This window comes from Burkholderia sp. BCC1972 (assembly GCF_905339605.1).
Classification (GTDB): domain Bacteria; phylum Pseudomonadota; class Gammaproteobacteria; order Burkholderiales; family Burkholderiaceae; genus Burkholderia.
In genome coordinates this window covers 180,718-197,764 of record NZ_CAJPGH010000015.1, presented here as the reverse complement: position 1 = coordinate 197,764, position 17,047 = coordinate 180,718, and the positions used below count along the sequence as shown (strand labels likewise).

17 protein-coding genes and 1 tRNA gene are annotated in these 17,047 nt (G+C 66.6%); 10 read left to right on the top strand and 8 right to left on the bottom strand.

The genetic code is table 11. The annotated features are described in order from the left end of the window. Nucleotides 1-203 precede the first annotated feature (203 nt). The 6 genes from rnr to U5798_RS22020 all read left to right on the top strand — a co-directional run bounded on the left by rnr (nucleotide 204) and on the right by U5798_RS22020 (nucleotide 7,419). The gene (gene rnr / locus U5798_RS22045) at nucleotides 204-2,678 is read left to right on the top strand and encodes a ribonuclease R (RefSeq protein WP_322083185.1); all 2,475 of its coding nucleotides are present in this window, start codon (nucleotides 204-206) and stop codon (nucleotides 2,676-2,678) included. Between the two features lie 149 nt (nucleotides 2,679-2,827). Next, the gene (gene rlmB, locus U5798_RS22040; RefSeq protein ID WP_124454906.1) at nucleotides 2,828-3,571 is read left to right on the top strand and encodes a 23S rRNA (guanosine(2251)-2'-O)-methyltransferase RlmB; all 744 of its coding nucleotides are present in this window, start codon (nucleotides 2,828-2,830) and stop codon (nucleotides 3,569-3,571) included. A gap of 103 nt (nucleotides 3,572-3,674) precedes the next feature. Next, nucleotides 3,675-4,547 carry an N-acetylmuramoyl-L-alanine amidase gene (locus U5798_RS22035; RefSeq protein WP_322083184.1) on the top strand — a complete coding sequence of 291 codons (873 nt, stop codon included), beginning with the start codon at nucleotides 3,675-3,677 and terminating at the stop codon, nucleotides 4,545-4,547. A gap of 91 nt (nucleotides 4,548-4,638) precedes the next feature. After that, nucleotides 4,639-5,334 (top strand): ribose-5-phosphate isomerase RpiA, encoded by a 696-nt coding sequence (rpiA, locus tag U5798_RS22030; protein ID WP_322083183.1) that lies wholly within the window; start codon nucleotides 4,639-4,641, stop codon nucleotides 5,332-5,334. Nucleotides 5,335-5,614: 280 nt separating this feature from the next. Then, nucleotides 5,615-6,331 carry a FadR/GntR family transcriptional regulator gene (locus U5798_RS22025; RefSeq protein WP_124454913.1) on the top strand — a complete coding sequence of 239 codons (717 nt, stop codon included), beginning with the start codon at nucleotides 5,615-5,617 and terminating at the stop codon, nucleotides 6,329-6,331. Nucleotides 6,332-6,432: 101 nt separating this feature from the next. Further along, nucleotides 6,433-7,419 (top strand): Gfo/Idh/MocA family oxidoreductase, encoded by a 987-nt coding sequence (locus U5798_RS22020; RefSeq protein ID WP_322083182.1) that lies wholly within the window; start codon nucleotides 6,433-6,435, stop codon nucleotides 7,417-7,419. 55 nt (nucleotides 7,420-7,474) lie between these two features. Here U5798_RS22020 and U5798_RS22015 read toward each other — a convergent pair whose 3' ends face one another. The 7 genes from U5798_RS22015 to U5798_RS21985 all read right to left on the bottom strand — a co-directional run bounded on the left by U5798_RS22015 (nucleotide 7,475) and on the right by U5798_RS21985 (nucleotide 12,766). After that, on the bottom strand, nucleotides 7,475-8,167 hold the full coding sequence (locus tag U5798_RS22015) for an amino acid ABC transporter permease (protein ID WP_006484207.1): 693 nt from the start codon (nucleotides 8,165-8,167) through the stop codon (nucleotides 7,475-7,477). 122 nt (nucleotides 8,168-8,289) lie between these two features. Beyond that, nucleotides 8,290-9,084: a cystine ABC transporter substrate-binding protein gene (locus U5798_RS22010; protein ID WP_124454917.1), complete on the bottom strand. Its 795-nt coding sequence runs from the start codon at nucleotides 9,082-9,084 to the stop codon at nucleotides 8,290-8,292. A 100-nt stretch (nucleotides 9,085-9,184) separates the two neighbouring features. Further along, complete coding sequence (locus U5798_RS22005; protein ID WP_059234588.1) at nucleotides 9,185-10,222, bottom strand: quinone-dependent dihydroorotate dehydrogenase; 1,038 nt, start codon at nucleotides 10,220-10,222, stop codon at nucleotides 9,185-9,187. 99 nt (nucleotides 10,223-10,321) lie between these two features. Continuing rightward, nucleotides 10,322-11,152 (bottom strand): arginyltransferase, encoded by an 831-nt coding sequence (locus U5798_RS22000; RefSeq protein WP_322083181.1) that lies wholly within the window; start codon nucleotides 11,150-11,152, stop codon nucleotides 10,322-10,324. 33 nt (nucleotides 11,153-11,185) lie between these two features. Continuing rightward, nucleotides 11,186-11,950: a leucyl/phenylalanyl-tRNA--protein transferase gene (gene aat, locus U5798_RS21995; RefSeq protein WP_322083180.1), complete on the bottom strand. Its 765-nt coding sequence runs from the start codon at nucleotides 11,948-11,950 to the stop codon at nucleotides 11,186-11,188. 10 nt (nucleotides 11,951-11,960) lie between these two features. Further along, the gene (locus U5798_RS21990) at nucleotides 11,961-12,506 is read right to left on the bottom strand and encodes an NUDIX hydrolase (protein ID WP_124454923.1); all 546 of its coding nucleotides are present in this window, start codon (nucleotides 12,504-12,506) and stop codon (nucleotides 11,961-11,963) included. Between the two features lie 183 nt (nucleotides 12,507-12,689). Continuing rightward, nucleotides 12,690-12,766: transfer RNA gene (locus U5798_RS21985), tRNA-Met, on the bottom strand. Nucleotides 12,767-12,963: 197 nt separating this feature from the next. Here U5798_RS21985 and U5798_RS21980 point away from each other — a divergent pair. Genes U5798_RS21980 through U5798_RS21970 form a run of 3 tightly spaced genes read left to right on the top strand, consistent with a single transcriptional unit; the run spans nucleotide 12,964 to nucleotide 14,995 of the window. Then, nucleotides 12,964-13,461, top strand: coding sequence for a heme-degrading domain-containing protein (locus U5798_RS21980; RefSeq protein WP_124454925.1), 498 nt, complete (start codon nucleotides 12,964-12,966; stop codon nucleotides 13,459-13,461). A gap of 9 nt (nucleotides 13,462-13,470) precedes the next feature. After that, a complete protein-coding gene (locus U5798_RS21975; RefSeq protein ID WP_404823581.1) occupies nucleotides 13,471-13,803 on the top strand; it encodes a DMT family transporter in 333 nt (110 codons plus the stop codon). Nucleotides 13,804-13,834: 31 nt separating this feature from the next. Then, nucleotides 13,835-14,995 carry an enoyl-CoA hydratase/isomerase family protein gene (locus U5798_RS21970; RefSeq protein WP_124454927.1) on the top strand — a complete coding sequence of 387 codons (1,161 nt, stop codon included), beginning with the start codon at nucleotides 13,835-13,837 and terminating at the stop codon, nucleotides 14,993-14,995. 122 nt (nucleotides 14,996-15,117) lie between these two features. Here the strand turns inward: U5798_RS21970 and U5798_RS21965 are convergent, their stop codons facing one another. After that, on the bottom strand, nucleotides 15,118-15,546 hold the full coding sequence (locus U5798_RS21965) for a hypothetical protein (protein WP_124454929.1): 429 nt from the start codon (nucleotides 15,544-15,546) through the stop codon (nucleotides 15,118-15,120). Between the two features lie 341 nt (nucleotides 15,547-15,887). Here U5798_RS21965 and ssuD point away from each other — a divergent pair, with 341 nt between their 5' ends. Beyond that, entirely contained in the window at nucleotides 15,888-17,045 is a 1,158-nt protein-coding gene (gene ssuD / locus U5798_RS21960) for an FMNH2-dependent alkanesulfonate monooxygenase (protein WP_124454931.1), read from the top strand. Nucleotides 17,046-17,047: the final 2 nt, after the last annotated feature.

Here is a 17,047-nt window from a genome sequence, read left to right as displayed (position 1 = left end):
CCCAATTATTCGTGTCAACACTTTTTTGCGATGCATCGCAAACCGGCCGCCGTCGTGCCCGCTCGCGGCATTCCCGTCTTTTGGCGACACAGGCGGGTGATAGAATGACCCGCCGCCGTCAATATAGAACTGTCTGACGGACACCTCTATGTTGATGCCGTGCACCATCAGTCAACGCAACGAGAACAATCATCGACAAACCCTTGAGCAAATATCCGTACCCCATTCCGAGCCGTGAAGAAATTCTCGGCGTGCTGCGTACGAGCGACGCGCCGCTGGCTGCCAACGACATCGCCGAAGCCCTGTCGATCAAGCGTCAGGAGCGCGAGGGGTTCTTCCGGCGAGTCGCCGCGATGGAGCGCGACGGCCAGATCCGCCTCGACAAGCGCGGCCACTACCAGTTGACCCATCCGTCGAACTTCGTCGCCGGGCGCGTGCAGGGGCATCGCGACGGCTACGGGTTCGTGATCCGCGACGACGGCCAGGACGACCTGTTCTTGCCGAACGGCGAAATGCAGAAGGTGATGCACAACGATCGCGTGCTCGCGCGGATCGTCGGCTACGATCGCCGCGGCCGTCCCGAAGGGCATGTCGTCGAAGTCACCGAACGCGCGAACAAGCGCGTGATCGGCCGCCTGCTCAACGAGAACGGCGCACTGATCGTCGCACCGGAAGACAAGCGCATCGGTCATGACATCCTGATCACGCAGAACGTGAAGAAGGCGAAGGTCGGGCAGGTCGTCGTCGTCGAACTGACCGACTTCCCGAGCCGTCATTCGCAGCCGCTCGGCCGTGTCGTCGAAGTGCTCGGCGACATCGACGATCCGGGCATGGAAATCGAGATCGCGGTGCGCAAGTACGGCGTGCCGCACGAATTCAGCCAGCCGGCGCTCGACGAAGCCGCCGCGCTGCCCGACAAGGTGCGGCCGGCCGACCTGCGTTTCCGCGTCGACCTGCGCGACGTGCCGCTCGTGACGATCGACGGCGAGGACGCCCGCGACTTCGACGATGCCGTCTACTGCGAGCCGGTCAAGGTCGGCCGTGGCGACGGTTTCCGGCTGATCGTCGCGATCGCCGACGTGTCGCACTACGTCCAGCCTGGCACCGGGCTCGATGCCGATGCGCTCGAACGCAGCACGTCGGTGTATTTCCCGCGCCGCGTGATCCCGATGCTGCCGGAGAAGCTGTCGAACGGCCTGTGCTCGCTGAATCCGCACGTCGACCGCTGCTTGCTCGCGTGCGACATGGTGATCACCGCGCGCGGCGAGATCAAGGCGTACCAGTTCTATCCGGCCGTGATCCATTCGGCTGCGCGCCTCACGTACACCGAAGTCGCGGCCGTGCTGTCGAACACGAAGGGCCCGGAGGCTGCGCGCCGCGCCGATCTGCTGCCGCACCTGCAGGACCTGTACGGCGTCTACAAGTCGCTGTTCGCTGCCCGCCAGAAGCGCGGCGCGATCGATTTCGACACGACCGAGACCTACATCGTCTGCAACTCGCAGGGCAAGATCGAGCAGATCGTGCCGCGCCAGCGCAACGATGCGCACAAGCTGATCGAGGAGTGCATGCTGGCCGCGAACGTCTGCGCGGCCGATTTCCTGAAGCGCCACAAGCATCCGGGCCTGTACCGCGTGCACGCGGGGCCGACGCCGGAGAAGCTCGAGAACCTGCGCGCGTTCCTGCGCGGCATGGGCCTGTCGCTCGGCGGCGGCGACAAGCCGCATGCGAGCGACTACGCGGCGCTGATGGCGCAGATCCGCGACCGGCCCGATGCGCAGATGCTGCAGCCGATGCTGCTGCGTTCGATGCAGCAGGCCGTCTACAGCCCGGACAACATCGGCCACTTCGGTCTCGCCTACGAGGCGTACGCGCACTTCACGAGCCCGATTCGCCGCTATCCCGACCTGCTCACGCACCGCGCGATCTACGCGATCCTGTCGGGCAAGAAATACACGCCGAAGGCGCCGGAAGGCTTCGAGCTGAATACCGCGCTGTCGCCGCGTGCGCGCGCCATGCAACAGGCCGACGACGAATCGCGCGGCCGCTCGCGCTCGAACACGGCGATCTGGGAAGAGCTCGGCCTGCACTGCTCGGCGAACGAGCGTCGCGCGGACGAAGCGTCGCGTGACGTCGAAGCATGGCTCAAGTGCTACTTCATGCGCGACAAGCTCGGCGAGGAGTACGGCGGGATGGTGAACGGCGTTACGTCGTTCGGCATCTTCGTGCAGCTCGACACGCTGTTCATCGAAGGGCTCGTGCATGTGACGGAACTCGGCTCGGACTACTTCCAGTACGACGAGATCAAGAACGAGCTGCGCGGTGAACGGACGGGCATCCGCTATCGCCTGTCGGATCGCGTGCGCGTCCAGGTCAGCCGCGTTGATCTCGACGCGCGCAAGATCGACTTCCGCCTCGTGCGCGATACGCCGGTGAAGGCGCCGCGTCCGTCGCCGGCGCCGGCTGCCGCCGGTGGCGATCGCAACGGCAACGGTCCGCGCGTGCGTGCGTTGCCGCAGGCGGAGGAGGCCGCTCCGCGCCGCAAGAAGGCCGCGAGTGCGCCGAGTGTCGCGGTGAAGGACGCGCGCGCCGCGCGTTCCGCAGCGAAGAAGAAGGGCGGCGGCGGTGGCGCACCGGCGAAGCCGACTGCGAAGAAGACACACGCCCGCAAGAAGTATTGAGCGTTCGGGGCATGCGCACGCGCATGCCCTGCAGTATCGAGAGACGCCGCGTCACCGGCCATTGGCCGGCAGCGCGGCGCTTTCCTTTTCCATGGATCGCGGCTGCGCGCGTCGCGCGGCCGCACGTTTGATCGAAGGTTGTTCCAGTCATGTCACGTCTGAAGGTTCTTTACGGTTTTCATGCGGTGACCGCACGTTTGCGGCACGATGCATCGACGGTTGCGGAGGTGCTGTACGACCAGACGCGCCGCGACCGCCGCATGCAGGACTTCCTGCACGCCGCGAAGGAAGCGGGCGTGCGGTTGATTGCAGCCGACGAAACGCGCCTATGGGGCCTGGCGCACACCGAGCGCCACCAGGGCGTCGTCGCGCGTGTCGAGGACATGCCGCTCGCGCAGAACCTGTCGGAGCTGCTCGACGGCATCCAGGGCCCGGCGCTGCTGCTCGTGCTCGACGGCGTCACCGATCCGCACAACCTTGGCGCGTGCCTGCGTGTCGCCGATTCGGCCGGCGCGCATGCGGTGATCGCGCCGCGCGACCGCGCGGTCGGCCTGAACGCGACGGCGGCCAAGGTGGCGAGCGGCGCGGCCGATACGGTGCCGTACATCACGGTGACGAACCTCGCCCGCGCGCTGCGCGAGCTGAAGGAAGCCGGCGTGTGGATCATCGGCACGTCGGACGAGGCGCCGGCGACGCTCTACGAAACCAAGCTCGACGGCCCTGTCGCGCTCGTGATGGGCGCCGAAGGCGAAGGCATGCGCCGGCTCACGCGCGATACCTGCGACGAAGTGATGAGCATCCCGATGGCCGGCAGCGTGGAAAGCCTGAACGTGTCGGTCGCCAGCGGCGTGTGCCTGTACGAGGCCGTGCGCCAGCGGCGCGTGAAGGGCTGACGCCGGCCCGTCCCGCGCAATCCGCGCGGGCCTCGAGTGACCCGAACGACGCGTGCCGTGCCGTGATGCGGTGTGGTGCGCGCCTCTCCGGAACCCGCGACCGATGACCCTGTTCCGTGTTGGCGCCTGCTGCGCCGTGCTGGGCCTGCTGGCGGCCTGCACGTCGCCGTCGCTCGTCGAACGCGACACCTACTACGCCGACACGAGCCTCCATGCACGCGGCGCCGATTCACGGGTCCGCTTTCTCGTGATGCACTACACCGAAAGCGACGAGGCGAAGTCGCTGCGCACGCTGACGGGCGATTCGGTCAGCGTGCATTACGTCATCCCGCCGCAGCCGCGCACCGAACGCGACATGCCGGTCGTCTACCAGCTCGTTCCGGAAGCGCAGCGCGCATGGCACGCAGGTGTCAGCGAGTGGCAAGGCACGACCGAGCTGAACGCGGTGTCGATCGGCATCGAGAACGTGAACCGCGGCCCGCTCGATCCACAGCATCGCACCTGGCAGCCGTATCCGCCCGAACAGGTCGAGGCCTTGACGCGCCTGTCGAAGGACATCGTCGCGCGCTATGGAATCCCGCCAACGCGCGTGGTCGGGCACAGCGACATCGCGCCGCAACGCAAGATCGATCCGGGGCCGCTGTTTCCGTGGCATGCGCTGGCGCAGGCCGGTGTCGGTGCGTGGCCGGAGGAGGCGACCGTGGCCGCCCGGCTCGGCGGCCGCGATCCGCACGCACCCGTCGACGTGCGTGAGCTGCAACTCAAGCTCGCGCGCTACGGCTACGACGTGCCGACCGACGGCATGCTCGATGCACGCACGCGGCGCGTGTTCGCGGCATTCCAGATGCATTTCCGCCCGTCGGACTATGCGGGCAACCCGGACGCCGAAACCGATGCAATCGCGCAGGCGTTGCTCGATAAATACTTCCCCGGCACGCAACCGCTGGACAACGCGCCCGCGGCCGGCGCGCCCTGAATTCGCGGCGCGCCGCGCGCCGAAAATCGCGGGCCTTCATCCGAGTCCGGTAAACTGGCGGTTTTCCGCAATCCCGCAGCATTCCCACTCCATGACTCAAGACGAACTCAAACGCCTCGTCGGCCAGGCCGCCGCCGACTATGTGATCCAGAACGTGCCGGAAGGCGCCGTGATCGGCGTCGGCACCGGCTCGACGGCCAACTGCTTCATCGACGCGCTCGCCGTCGTCAAGTCGCGCTATCGCGGCGCCGTGTCGAGCTCCGTTGCCACGACCGAGCGCCTGAAATCGCATGGCATCAAGGTGTTCGACCTGAACGAGGTCGACTCTCTGCAGGTGTACGTCGACGGCGCCGACGAGATCGACGCGGGCGGCGCGATGATCAAGGGCGGCGGCGGTGCGCTGACGCGCGAGAAGATCGTCGCGTCGGTGGCCGACACGTTCGTCTGCATCGCCGATGGCAGCAAGCGCGTGCCGGTGCTCGGCGCGTTTCCGCTGCCGATCGAGGTCGTGCCGATGGCGCGCACGGCGATCGGCCGGCGCGTGACCGCGCTCGGCGGCGTGCCCGTGCTGCGCGTGACGAAGGACGGTGCGCCGTACATTACCGACAACGGCAACGAAATCATCGACGTGAAGGGGCTGCAGATCGCCGATCCGCGCGGCTTCGAAGCGCAGGTGAACGCATGGCCGGGCGTCGTGACGGTTGGCCTGTTCGCCGAGCGCGGTGCGAATCTGTGCTTGCTCGGCACGGAAAACGGCGTTGAAACGATCGTTTATCCGGCTGGCTGAACCTGAATGAGAAGCAGTCCGTAATGGCGAGGTATCGCTCGTCACGGACTGAATGGTTAAATCTTGTGGAAATCCGGACCCGGCAGGCGCGGCGCGCTTTCCGGGTCTTTTTTTTAGACGTATAAATCACCCCGTCAAAAAGAGGGATAACCCTGTCAGGTGTTTACCAGATAGCGAAATATCCTCGAACTCATCAACTTATAGATCATAAGAACAGTGGTAACCAGGGCCGGCGGAACTGCGGAGCAGGTGTTCGCAAATCGACGCACGGGGAGGTGTCATGGAGCAGGGCAAAGACCGGTCACTGGTCGCCAAAGTGATGGATGGGCTTGTCTCGGGTATTGTCGAAGACAAGTACGGCGGCATCCTGCCGCCACAGGACGTGCTGTCGAAAGAGTTCGATGTGAGTCGTACGGTGATGCGGGAAGCATTGTCGATGTTGCTTGCGCGCGACATGCTCGACGTGCGTCCTAAAGTCGGCACGCGTGTGCGGCCGATGCGCGACTGGCGCATGATCGACGAAGACGTCGTGAGCTGGCGATTTCGGGCAAAACCGGATCCGCAGTTCATGCGCGACGTCATCGAATTCCGGATGCTGATCGAGCCGCGTGCGACCGCGCAGGCGGCCGTGCGAGCGACGGCGGCCGACATCGCGGGCATTCGCGAAGCGTTCGATGCGTTCAAGGTGCTGCAGCCGGGCGATTCCGGCTACGACACGGCAGACGAGTTGCTCCATACGCGGATCGTGCAGGCAAGCGGCAACCAGTTCTTCCAGCAGATGGCGGCGATCGTGCGCGGTGCAGTGCGCCTCGTGAATCCGCGTGTCGTGCAGAAGGAGGGGGCGCACGAGATTGCGGTGAAGGCGCATGCGCGCGTCGTCGATGCGATCGAACGGCGCGACCCGCGCGAAGCCGAGGCGGCATCGCTCGCGCTGATCGATTTCAGCGCCGACGAAATCTCGCGCGATTTCTCGGTCGACGTGCCGGTACGCGCCTGACGTTGTACGTGTCGCTCATCCGTGTGCCGCCAGGCCGTTTATCATGACGGCCGGTCGGCAGCGTGCCGGCCATCGTCTTACGACCGACACGGAAGATCAGGATGAACGACAACGACCATCGCCCGGTGCGCTTCGGCATCGTCGGTGCAGGCAGCATTGCGCACCGCTTCGCGCAAAGCCTCGCGCACGTGCCGGGCGCCACGCTCGCCGGTGCCTGGGCCCGCCGCGCCGACGCCACGGCCGCCTTTTGCGGGACGAATGGCGGCACGCCTGCCGCGAGCCTCGACGCGCTCCTCGCGAGCGATATCGACGCGGTCTACATCGCGACGCTCCATGACAGTCATGCACAGTACACGCTGGCCGCACTGGCCGCCGGCAAGGCCGTGCTGTGCGAAAAGCCCGCGACGCTGAACGCGGCGCAACTCGACGCCGTACTGCGGGCGGCGCGCGACGCCGGACGGCTGTTCATGGAAGCGATGAAGCCGCCGTTCTTTCCGCTGTACCGTCAATTGCGTGCGCACCTCCACGACGACCCGATCGGCGAGATCCGGCTCGTGCGTGCGGGATGCGCATCGTCGTCGGTACCGGACGACCATCCCGTCTATCGCCTCGATCGCGCGGGCGGCGCGCTGCTCGACATCGGCATCTACGAGGCGTTTCTCGCGGTCGACTGGCTCGGTGCGGCGCTCGACGTGCAGACGCTCGGCCGCGTCGGCGCAACGGGCGTCGACCTGTTTGCGAGCCTCAACAGCGTGCACGCGAACGGCGGGATCGCGCAGCTCTTTTGCGGGCTCGACGTGATGGGGCGTGGCGACGCACTGATCGCCGCGGCCGGCGGCCACGTGACGATTCACGAGAAGTGGTGGAATCCTGCGCGCGCGACGATTCGCTATGCGGACGGGCGTACCGTCGAACTCGACGCACCGCCCGAAGGCGGCGGGTTGAACTACGAGACCGCGCATTTCTGCGACCTGCTGCGTGCGGGCAAGACGGAAAGCCCGATCATGACGCACGACCATTCGCGGCAGATGATCGCGATGACCGATGCGGCGCGCGCCGCGCTCGGCGTGCGCTATTCGGGCGAGTAGGCGGGAAGGAGGGGGCGCCGGGCGCGCGTGCGCCGCCCGGCGAAATGGCGCGCGGTCAGTGCCGCGACGGCAGCGACAGGCGCTTTTCGTACCAGCGCTGCACCCATTCGAGGATCTGGCACAGGATCCAGTACACGGCCGCGGCGGCGAGGTAGAGCGGCAGCGGCTGATAGGTCGCCGCGATCACTTCCTGCGCGCTGCGCAGCAGTTCGGTCACGGTGATCACGGATACGAGCGACGTGTCCTTGATCAGGCTGATCAGGCTGTTCGACAGGCTCGGCACCGCGATGCGCAGCGCCTGCGGGCCGATCACGTAGCGCAGCGTCTGTCCCCACGACAGCCCGAGGCTGTACGCGGCGAGCCATTGGCCGCGCGCGATCCCGTTGATGGCGCCGCGCATGCTTTCGGACATGTAAGCCGCGACGTTCGCGGACAGCGCGATGACGCCGGCCGGCGTCGGGTCGAGCGAGATGCCGAGGCTCGGCAGCCCGTAGTAGATGACGAAGATCTGCACGAGTAGCGGCGTGCCGCGCATCAGGCTCACGTACGCGCGCGCGAGCCACGCGAGCGCGTTGACCCAGATGCGCTCGAAGCCGTCGAGTGCTTCGCTTTGCCGGATGCCCATCATCGCGAGCACGACGGCGCCAAGCAGGCCGAACACCATCGACAGCACGGCGAACTTGACGGTCAGTACGGCACCCTGGGCGAGCACCGGCAGCGATTGGACGAGCAGGGACGTTGTCGACATGGAGTACGAATCGAATGCGTGCGCGAAAGCGCAATCATAAACCGGGCGAATAAAACAAAGGGCGGCATCGTGACGGATGCCGCCCTTTCCGGCCCGCCGTCAGGCGGGAAATGCAGGCGTGCTTACTTGATCGGTTTGGTCACGTCGATACCGAACCACTTGTCCGAGATCTTCGTGAACGTGCCGTCGGCCTCGAGTTGCACCATGGCGTCGTCGATAGCCTTCTGGAACTTCGGGTTGCCCTTCTTGAACGGGATGCCCGACGGGTTCGCCGAGCCGACGTTCGCGCCCGGGCGCAGCGGCAGTTGCGAGTTCTTCGTCAGGTACGCGAGCATCAGGCGGTCGTTCAGTGCTGCGTCGAGACGGCCGGCCGCGAGATCGCGCAGGTACTCGGGGGCGCCCGGGTACGTCTTCACGTCGATGCCGGGCACCGATTTCGCCATGTCCATGTAGTTCGTGCCGAGCGCGACGCCGAGCTTCTTGCCTTTCAGGTCGTCCAGCGACTTGAACTCGCGCGTGTCGTCCTTGCGCTGGATCAGCTGCGCGGACGAGAACGTGTACGCCGGCGAGAAGTCGAGCGTTTCCTTGCGCTTGTCGGTGATGCCGACCTGGTTGGCGATCACGTCGAACTTGCCGGCCTGCAGGCCGGCGATGATGCCGCTCCATTCGGTCGTCACGAATTCGGCCTTCACGCCGAGCTTCGCGGCGACGGCCTTCGCGATGTCGACGTCGAAGCCGACGAGTTCGCCTTGGGGATTCTTCGAGTTGAACGGCGGGAACGTGCCCTCGAGGCCGACGCGCAGCGTGCCGCGCTGCTTGACCTGGTCGAGGAGGTCGGCCGCATGCGCGGTTGCGGCGGTGAACGACGTGCCGATCAGGCCGGCAACCAGCAGCTTCTTCAGCAGCGAAAATTTCATCGTGTGTGTCCTTGCCCTGTCCGGGTCAATGATTCTGATAGTGCGGTTGATGATAGCAAAAATGCTATCGATCATTAAATACAGTTTGTTTATGTCTATATTACGCGGTGCGCTCGCGGGCGATCGCCTTCACGCATTCCGACACGAGCGCCGGGCCGCGGTAGATGAAGCCGGTGTAAAGCTGGACGAGCGCCGCGCCGGCCGCGAGTTTCGCGCGGGCGTCCTCGCCCGAGAAAATGCCGCCGACGCCGATGATCGGCACGTCGTTGCCGACTTCCGCGTGCAGCTTGCGGATCACTTCGTTCGACGCGTCGAACACCGGGCGGCCCGACAGGCCGCCGGCTTCGTCCGCATGCGGCAGGCCCTGGACGGCTGCGCGCGACAGCGTCGTGTTGGTGGCGATGACCGCTTCGATCTTGTGGCGCAGCAGCGTGTCGCCGATTTCCTTGACCTGTTCGTCGTCGAGATCGGGCGCGATCTTCAGCGCGAGCGGCACGAGCTTGCCGTGGAGATCGGCGAGGCGTTGCTGCTTGTCCTTCAGCGCGGCGAGCAGGGCGTCGAGTTCGCCGGCGCCCTGCAGCTGGCGCAGGTTCTTCGTGTTCGGCGACGAGATGTTGATCGTCACGTAGCTCGCGAACGGGTACACGCGCTCGAGGCAGTACAGGTAGTCCTCGGCGGCGCGCTCGATCGGCGTGTCGGCGTTCTTGCCGATGTTCAGGCCGAGGATGCCGCGATAGCGGGCGGCCTGGACGTTCTTCACGAACTGGTCGACGCCGTGGTTGTTGAAACCCATCCGGTTGATCAGCGCTTCGGCCTGCGGCAGGCGGAACATCCGCGGGCGCGGGTTGCCGGGCTGCGCGCGCGGCGTGACCGTGCCGACCTCGATGAAGCCGAAGCCGAGCGCCGCGAGGCCGTCGATGGCCGCGCCGTCCTTGTCGAGGCCGGCCGCGAGGCCGACCGGGTTGCGGAACGTGAGCCCCATCACGGTGCGCGGTGCGTCGGGCACGCGCGCCGACAGCGCGCAGGCGAGGCCCGTGCGGCCGGCCGCGCCGAGCGCGCGCAGCGTGAGGTGGTGAGCGTCTTCCGCATCCATTTTGAACAGGGATGCGCGGGCCAGCGGGTAGAGGGAACTGAACACGGGAATTGGGCGGACGGCCGGAATGAATGACAACCCGCTATTTTACCGGGAGTTGCGCGGCAGGGGCGCGCTTCGCTTCGTAGCCCCCTGCGGCGTGCGTCAACCCGAGCCGGAATGCCCGCCCGGCAACGGCGCGCGGGCCAGCGCCGCGTCGACGGGCGGCAGGTCGATCCGCTCCGGGTCGAGTGTCTTCCAGCGGCCGTCGATCAGCCCCTCGAGCGGGTGGAAGTTCGCCTTGTACGCCATCTTCGGGCTCTCGCGGATCCAGTAGCCGAGGTACACGTACGGCAGGCCGAGGCTCTTCGCCTGCTCGATCTGCCACAGGATGTTGTAGGTGCCGTAGCTCGTGTGCCGGTCGTCGGGCTCGAAGAACGTGTAGACCGACGACAGCCCGTCGCCGAGGATGTCGATCATGCTGACCATGCGCAGCTTGCCGGGCTCGCCGCCCGGCGCGTCGAGGTCGCGGAATTCGACGAGGCGCGAGTTGATCCGGCTCTGCAGCAGGAACTGCTCGTACTGGTCGCGGCTGTCGCGATCCATGCCGCCGCCCGCGTGGCGCGCCGACTGGTAGCGCATGTAGAGCGCGTAGTGCTCTTCGTCGTAGTGCAGCGGCGAAACCGTCGCGATCAGCGCGCGGTGGCGCTTCCACATCCGGCGCTGCGTGCGCGACGGCGCGAACGCGCCCACGGGGACGCGCACCGGTACGCATGCGCGGCAGCCGTCGCAGTACGGGCGGTACGTGAACACGCCCGAGCGGCGGAAGCCGGCCTTCACGAGTTCGGTGTAGATGTCGGAGTTGATCAGGTGGCTCGGCGTCGCGACTTGCGAGCGCGCGATGCGGCCGTCCAGATAGCTGCACGGATAGGGCGCCGTTGCATAGAATTGCAGCGCCGAAAGCGGTGAAAGCGGCAGCTCAGTCGGGTGAGTCATGGGCAGCTCTCGATGCAGGGAAGGAGTGCCGCGCTAGCGCTCGCTCCCGGAGGGCGCCGCCGATTCGGCGGGGCCCGTCAGCGCGGCGAGCACGCGCTTGTCGAACTGCCACGGAATCGGCGGTTCGGCTACCGCGCTGCGCACGTGAGCGACAAAGGCCTTGCGTGCGATCTCGCGGCCGCCGAGCGACGCTAGATGCGACGTATTCTGCTGGCAGTCTATCATCTCCAGCCCCTGCTCGCGAAGGTGCGCGACGAGCGTGGCCAGCGCGATCTTCGACGCATCGGTCACGTCCGCATACATCGACTCGCCGAAAAACATCCGCCCGAACGACACGCCGTACAGGCCGCCGACACGGCGCCCGTCGTGCCACGTCTCGATGCTGTGCGCGTTGCCGGAGCGGTAGAGCGACGTATAGGCGTCGATGATCTCGGCAGTGATCCATGTGCCGCGCTGCCCGCGGCGCGGCGCCTGCGCGCACGCGCGCATCACGCCCGGAAAGTCGTGGTCGACGCGTACTTCCCATTCGGGCTCGCGCAGCACGCGCTTAAGCGTCTTGCGCAGCGAAGGCGATACCTTGAATTCGGCCGGCACGAGGATCATGCGCGGGTCGGGGCTCCACCACAGCACGGGCTGGCCGTCCGAGTACCACGGGAAAATGCCGCACAGGTACGCGTCGATGAGGCGCGACGGCAGCAGGTCGGCGCTCGCGGCGAGCAGCCCGGGCGCGCCGGTCGCGGGACCGAGCGCGCGCTCGATGGGCGGAAACGGATCGTCCGGGCCGAGCCAGGGGACCATGGGGTGTGGCTCAGCCGTTGCGCAGCGAGCGGAAGATATCGCCGGTGTGCACGCCGTAATCGCCGGCGGCGCGATCGGCGAAGAAGAATCGCAGGGTCTGGCTGACGGTCGGGAACGCGATCTCGTCCCACGGGATGTCGGCCTCGTCGAACAGCTTCACTTCGAGGCTTTCCTCGCCCGCTTCGAAGCCGGGATCGGTGAGCCGCGCGAGGTAGAACAGATGGACCTGGTGCACGTGCGGCACATTGAGCAGCGTGAACAGGTTCTGCACCTCGACGCGCGCGCCGGCTTCCTCGAGCGTTTCGCGTGCGGCGGCTTCCGCCGTCGTCTCCCCCATTTCCATGAAGCCCGCCGGCAGCGTCCAGAAGCCGTAGCGCGGTTCGATCGCGCGGCGGCACAGCAGGATCTGATCGCCCCAGACCGGGACCGTGCCGACGACGTTGCGCGGATTCTGGTAGTGGATCGTGCCGCAGTGATCGCAGATGAAGCGCTCGCGGTTGTCGCCGGGAGGAATGCGCGCGATGACTTCGTGGCCGCAGACGGAGCAGAATTTCATGTCGAGTGGAAGGGACGAGGTGATGCGAGTGTATCACCGGGGCGCGGCATTCTCGAACGCCCGCGCAGGCGGGCGGCAGGTCGTGCGACGCGGAGGCGCGTGCGCGAGGAGGGCGCTGTTCCGGGCGCGGAAAAACAAAAAGCCCGGCGCTGGGCCGGGCTTTTCGCGTAATGCTGGACGGGTTGGTTGCGGGGGTAGGATTTGAACCTACGACCTTCGGGTTATGAGCCCGACGAGCTGCCAGACTGCTCCACCCCGCGTCCGTCGAAGAAATGAATTATATGGGTTATCCCGAATGCGTGCAAGCGCTTTCTGACAATTTCTTGTCGTTGCTTGTGGGGCCGGTACCGTGGGTACGTGCGCTAGAATCGGGCGGTTTGTTTCGTCTCCTATTCAGCGGGGCCGTGCGCGATTGCGCCGGCCCCGGTGCAACGCTCATTACTGCATCGACGGATTCATGGACATCGCTCACGATCTGCAATCGATCGGCGCGCAGGAACAGGCGCTCGTGTTTCCCCATTTCGACCCGGCCCGCGCGTGGGCGCTCGGCAACCGGATGCATGCGCTCGCGGCGTCGCGTGGCCATGCGGTCGCGCTCGACATCGTCACGTTCGGCCAGCCGCTGTTCTATGCGGCGCTCGCCGGCGCGACGCCCGACAATGCCGACTGGGTGCGCCGCAAGCGCAACGTCGTCGCGCATTTCCGCCGCAGCTCGTACGCGATCGGCCTGCGCATGCAGCAGGCCGGCGCCACGCTCGCGGACAAGCACGGGCTGCCGATCGCCGAATATGCGCCGCATGGCGGCTCGTTTCCGCTGACTGTCGCGGGCGCCGGCGTGATCGGCTCGATCACCGCGTCGGGGCTGCCGCAGCGCGCGGATCACGAGTTCGTCGTCGAGGCGCTGTGCGCGGAGCTCGGCCACGACTACGCCGTGCTGGCCCTCGCAAGGAGCTGAGCGATGCAGCTGCCCGGTTACGCATGGCTCGCGATCGCGATCGTCGCGGAAGTGGTCGGCACGTCTGCGCTGCGCGCGGCGGACGGCTTCACGCGTTTCTGGCCGTCGACGCTCGTCGTCGCCGGCTACGGCATCGCGTTCTACTGCCTGTCGCTCACGTTGCGCACGATGCCCGTCGGCATCATCTATGCAGTCTGGTCGGGCGCCGGCATCGTGCTGATCACGCTCGTCGCGATGCTGCTCTATCGTCAGGTGCCGGACCTGCCGGCGGTGATCGGCCTCGGGCTGATCATCTCGGGCGTCGTGGTGCTGAACCTGTTCTCGAAGATGCAGGCGCACTGAGCGTGCGACTGCCGTTTGCCGGATGACTTTCATGACCGATTCCACTTCCGCTGCTGCTTCCGCTTCCGCCGAATCCACCCGGCCCGATGTCCATGCGTATGTCGCGAACCGCATCGGCTTTCTCGAACTGAACCGTCCGAAGGCGCTGAATGCGCTGTCGGTCGGCATGATCCGGCTGATGCAGCAGGCGCTCGACGCGTGGCGTGACGATCCCGAGGTCGTCGCCGTCGTCGTGCACAGCCCGCACCCGCGTGCGTTCTGCGCGGGTGGCGACGTGCGTTTCTTCCACGACGCGTGGCAGCGCGGCGACCGCGATGCGGTCGACACGTTCTTCATCGAGGAATACACGCTGAATCATGCGATCTTCACTTATCCGAAGCCGTACATCGCGCTGATGCACGGCGTCGTGATGGGCGGCGGCATGGGCATTTCGCAGGCGGCGCGGCATACGGGCGGCCTGCGCGTCGTGACCGACTCGACGAAGATGGCGATGCCCGAAACGCGCATCGGCCTGTTTCCGGACGTCGGGATGAGCTGGTTTCTCGCGCGCACGCCCGGCGCGATCGGCCGCTATCTCGCCGTGACCGGTGCGCCGCTCGGCGCGGCCGATGCGCTGTATGCGCAGCTCGCCGACGTTTATCTGCCCGATGCCGCGCTGCCGGCACTGCTCGATACGCTGCGCAGCGCGCCGATCGAAAGCGGCGCGCAGGCGGTCGCGTGCGTTGCCGATGCGGCGGCCGCGCACAAGGTCGTGCCGACGCCCGACACGTCGACGCTGGCCGATGCGCGCGCCGGTATCGACCGGCATTTCGCGCAGCCGGACATCAGCGCGATCCTCGCGTCGCTCGACGCCGAGCAGGATTGCGCGGCCGTCGACGGATGGGTCGAAAAGGCGACTCATGCGATGCGCGAGCAGCTGTCCCCGCTGTCGATGGCCGTGTCGCTCGAAGTCGTCGAACGTGCGCATGGCGCGACGATGGCCGATTGTCTGCGACGCGATCTCGATCTCACGCGCTCGACGTTCGCGCGCGGCGACGTGATCGAAGGCGTGCGCGCGTTGATCGTCGACAAGGATCACCAGCCGGACTGGCGCTTCAAGTCGGCCGCCGATGTCGGTCGCGCCGATGTGCTCGCGATGTTCGACAGCCCGTGGACGCCCGACGCGCATCCGCTGCGGAATCTGAAGGACTGACGTCGCGCGGGCCGGTAGGCACGCGAGACGGAAGCGAAAAGGCCGCCTGCATTTGCAGGCGGCCTTTTTTGCGGATGTCGACCGGTCGGCGGGCGAAGGGCGCCGCGCCCCGGGGGCGAGCGTCAATCGTCGCCCGCGTCGTCCGACATGAATGCGCGCATGAACACGAGCGCGCCGAAGCCCCAGACCGCGTTCGCCGCGAAGCCGGCAGCGAGCACGGGCATCATGTTGCCCGACGGCCAGATACCGCGCAGCGGATCGATCGCGAACACGCGGGCGGCCGTCAGCACGATGCCGCCGAATACGAGCGCGCCGATCCACGATGCCTCGCGTTCCGGCGATACCCGCAGCAGCCACGCCATCGGAACCGCACAGCATGCGCTGATCAGCGCATTCGCAACAAATTCAGGAATGCCGAGCGGCGCGAACGGCTGTGTCGAGAAGCCGGTTGCGGCGATCAGGTCGGCCGTGTGGAGAAGAGCGAGCGTGGCCTCGCGGAAGAACAGGGCGGCAAGGAAGCCGGACAGGAACGGCAGGATGACTTTCTGCATCGATGAGTGCACCGCAGGCGCGCACGGCCGGGGCTGTACGCGCGGAGTTATTCGGATAGGTGCGTCATTATAGGGCCCGCATGCGGCGATATTCGCTCCAGCGTCGTGCTAATCACGAAAGCGGAAAACCTAAGCTCAAAAAAATCGTTCCAAAGCCCCGCACCGATCCCTAGACTGATTTCCCAGAAACAGCCGTGCAATCGCGTCCTCGTCCGCTGCACGGCCTGACCGGCGAGCCATCCCGAATCGAACGCACACCATGCATGCGTCGCGCATCCGCGACGCGAGCAGGGCGAAGTCTTTTCCAAATTTCGGCAGTGACAGTCAAGCAGGAGCAGCAGATGAATGTGTTCTGGTTTATCCCCACGCATGGCGACAGCCGCTATCTCGGCACGGCCGAAGGTGCGCGCGCTGCGGATTACGATTACTTCAAGCAGGTCGCCGTGGCGGCCGACACGCTCGGCTACGAAGGCGTGCTGCTGCCGACCGGCCGCTCCTGCGAGGATGCGTGGGTCGTCGCGTCGAGCCTCATCCCGGCGACGCAGCGCCTGAAATTCCTGGTCGCCGTGCGTCCCGGCATCGCGTCGCCGGGCCTGGCGGCACGGATGGCCGCGACGTTCGACCGCCTGTCGGGCGGTCGCCTGCTGATCAACGTCGTCACGGGCGGCGATGCGGCCGAGCTCGAAGGCGATGGCCTCTTTGCCGATCACGATACGCGCTACGAGATCACCGACGAATTCCTGAACATCTGGCGCGGGCTGCTGACCGCGTCGCACGACAACGGCGGCTTCGACTACGTCGGCAAGCACCTGCAGTCGAAAGGCGGCAAGGCGCTTTATCCGCCCGTGCAGCGCCCGCATCCGCCGCTGTGGTTCGGCGGTTCGTCGCCGGCTGCTCACGCGATTGCCGCCGATCACATCGATACCTACCTGACCTGGGGCGAGCCGCCCGAGGCCGTCGCGAAGAAGATCGCCGACATCCGGGCCCGTGCCGAAGCACGCGGCCGCAAGATCAAGTTCGGCATCCGCCTGCACGTGATCGTGCGCGAGACCGAGGACGAAGCATGGCGTGACGCCGAGCGCCTGATCAGCCGTCTCGACGACGACACGATCGCGCGCGCGCAACAGGCGTTCGCGAACATGGATTCGGAAGGTCAGCGCCGGATGGCCGCGCTGCATGGCGGCAAGCGCGGCGGCCGCGACGCGCTCGAGGTGTATCCGAACCTGTGGGCCGGCGTCGGCCTCGTGCGCGGCGGCGCGGGCACGGCGCTCGTCGGCAATCCCGAGCAGGTCGCGGAACGCATGCGCGAATACGCGGATCTCGGTATCGAGACGTTCATCCTGTCCGGCTATCCGCACCTCGAGGAGTCGTATCGCTTCGCCGAGCTCGTGTTCCCGCTGATCAAGGGCAAGGGCGCGGAGAAGGCGACCGGCCCGCTGTCGGGGCCGTTCGGCGAGATCGTCGGCAACAACTATCTGCCGAAGGCGAGCCAGAGCTGAGC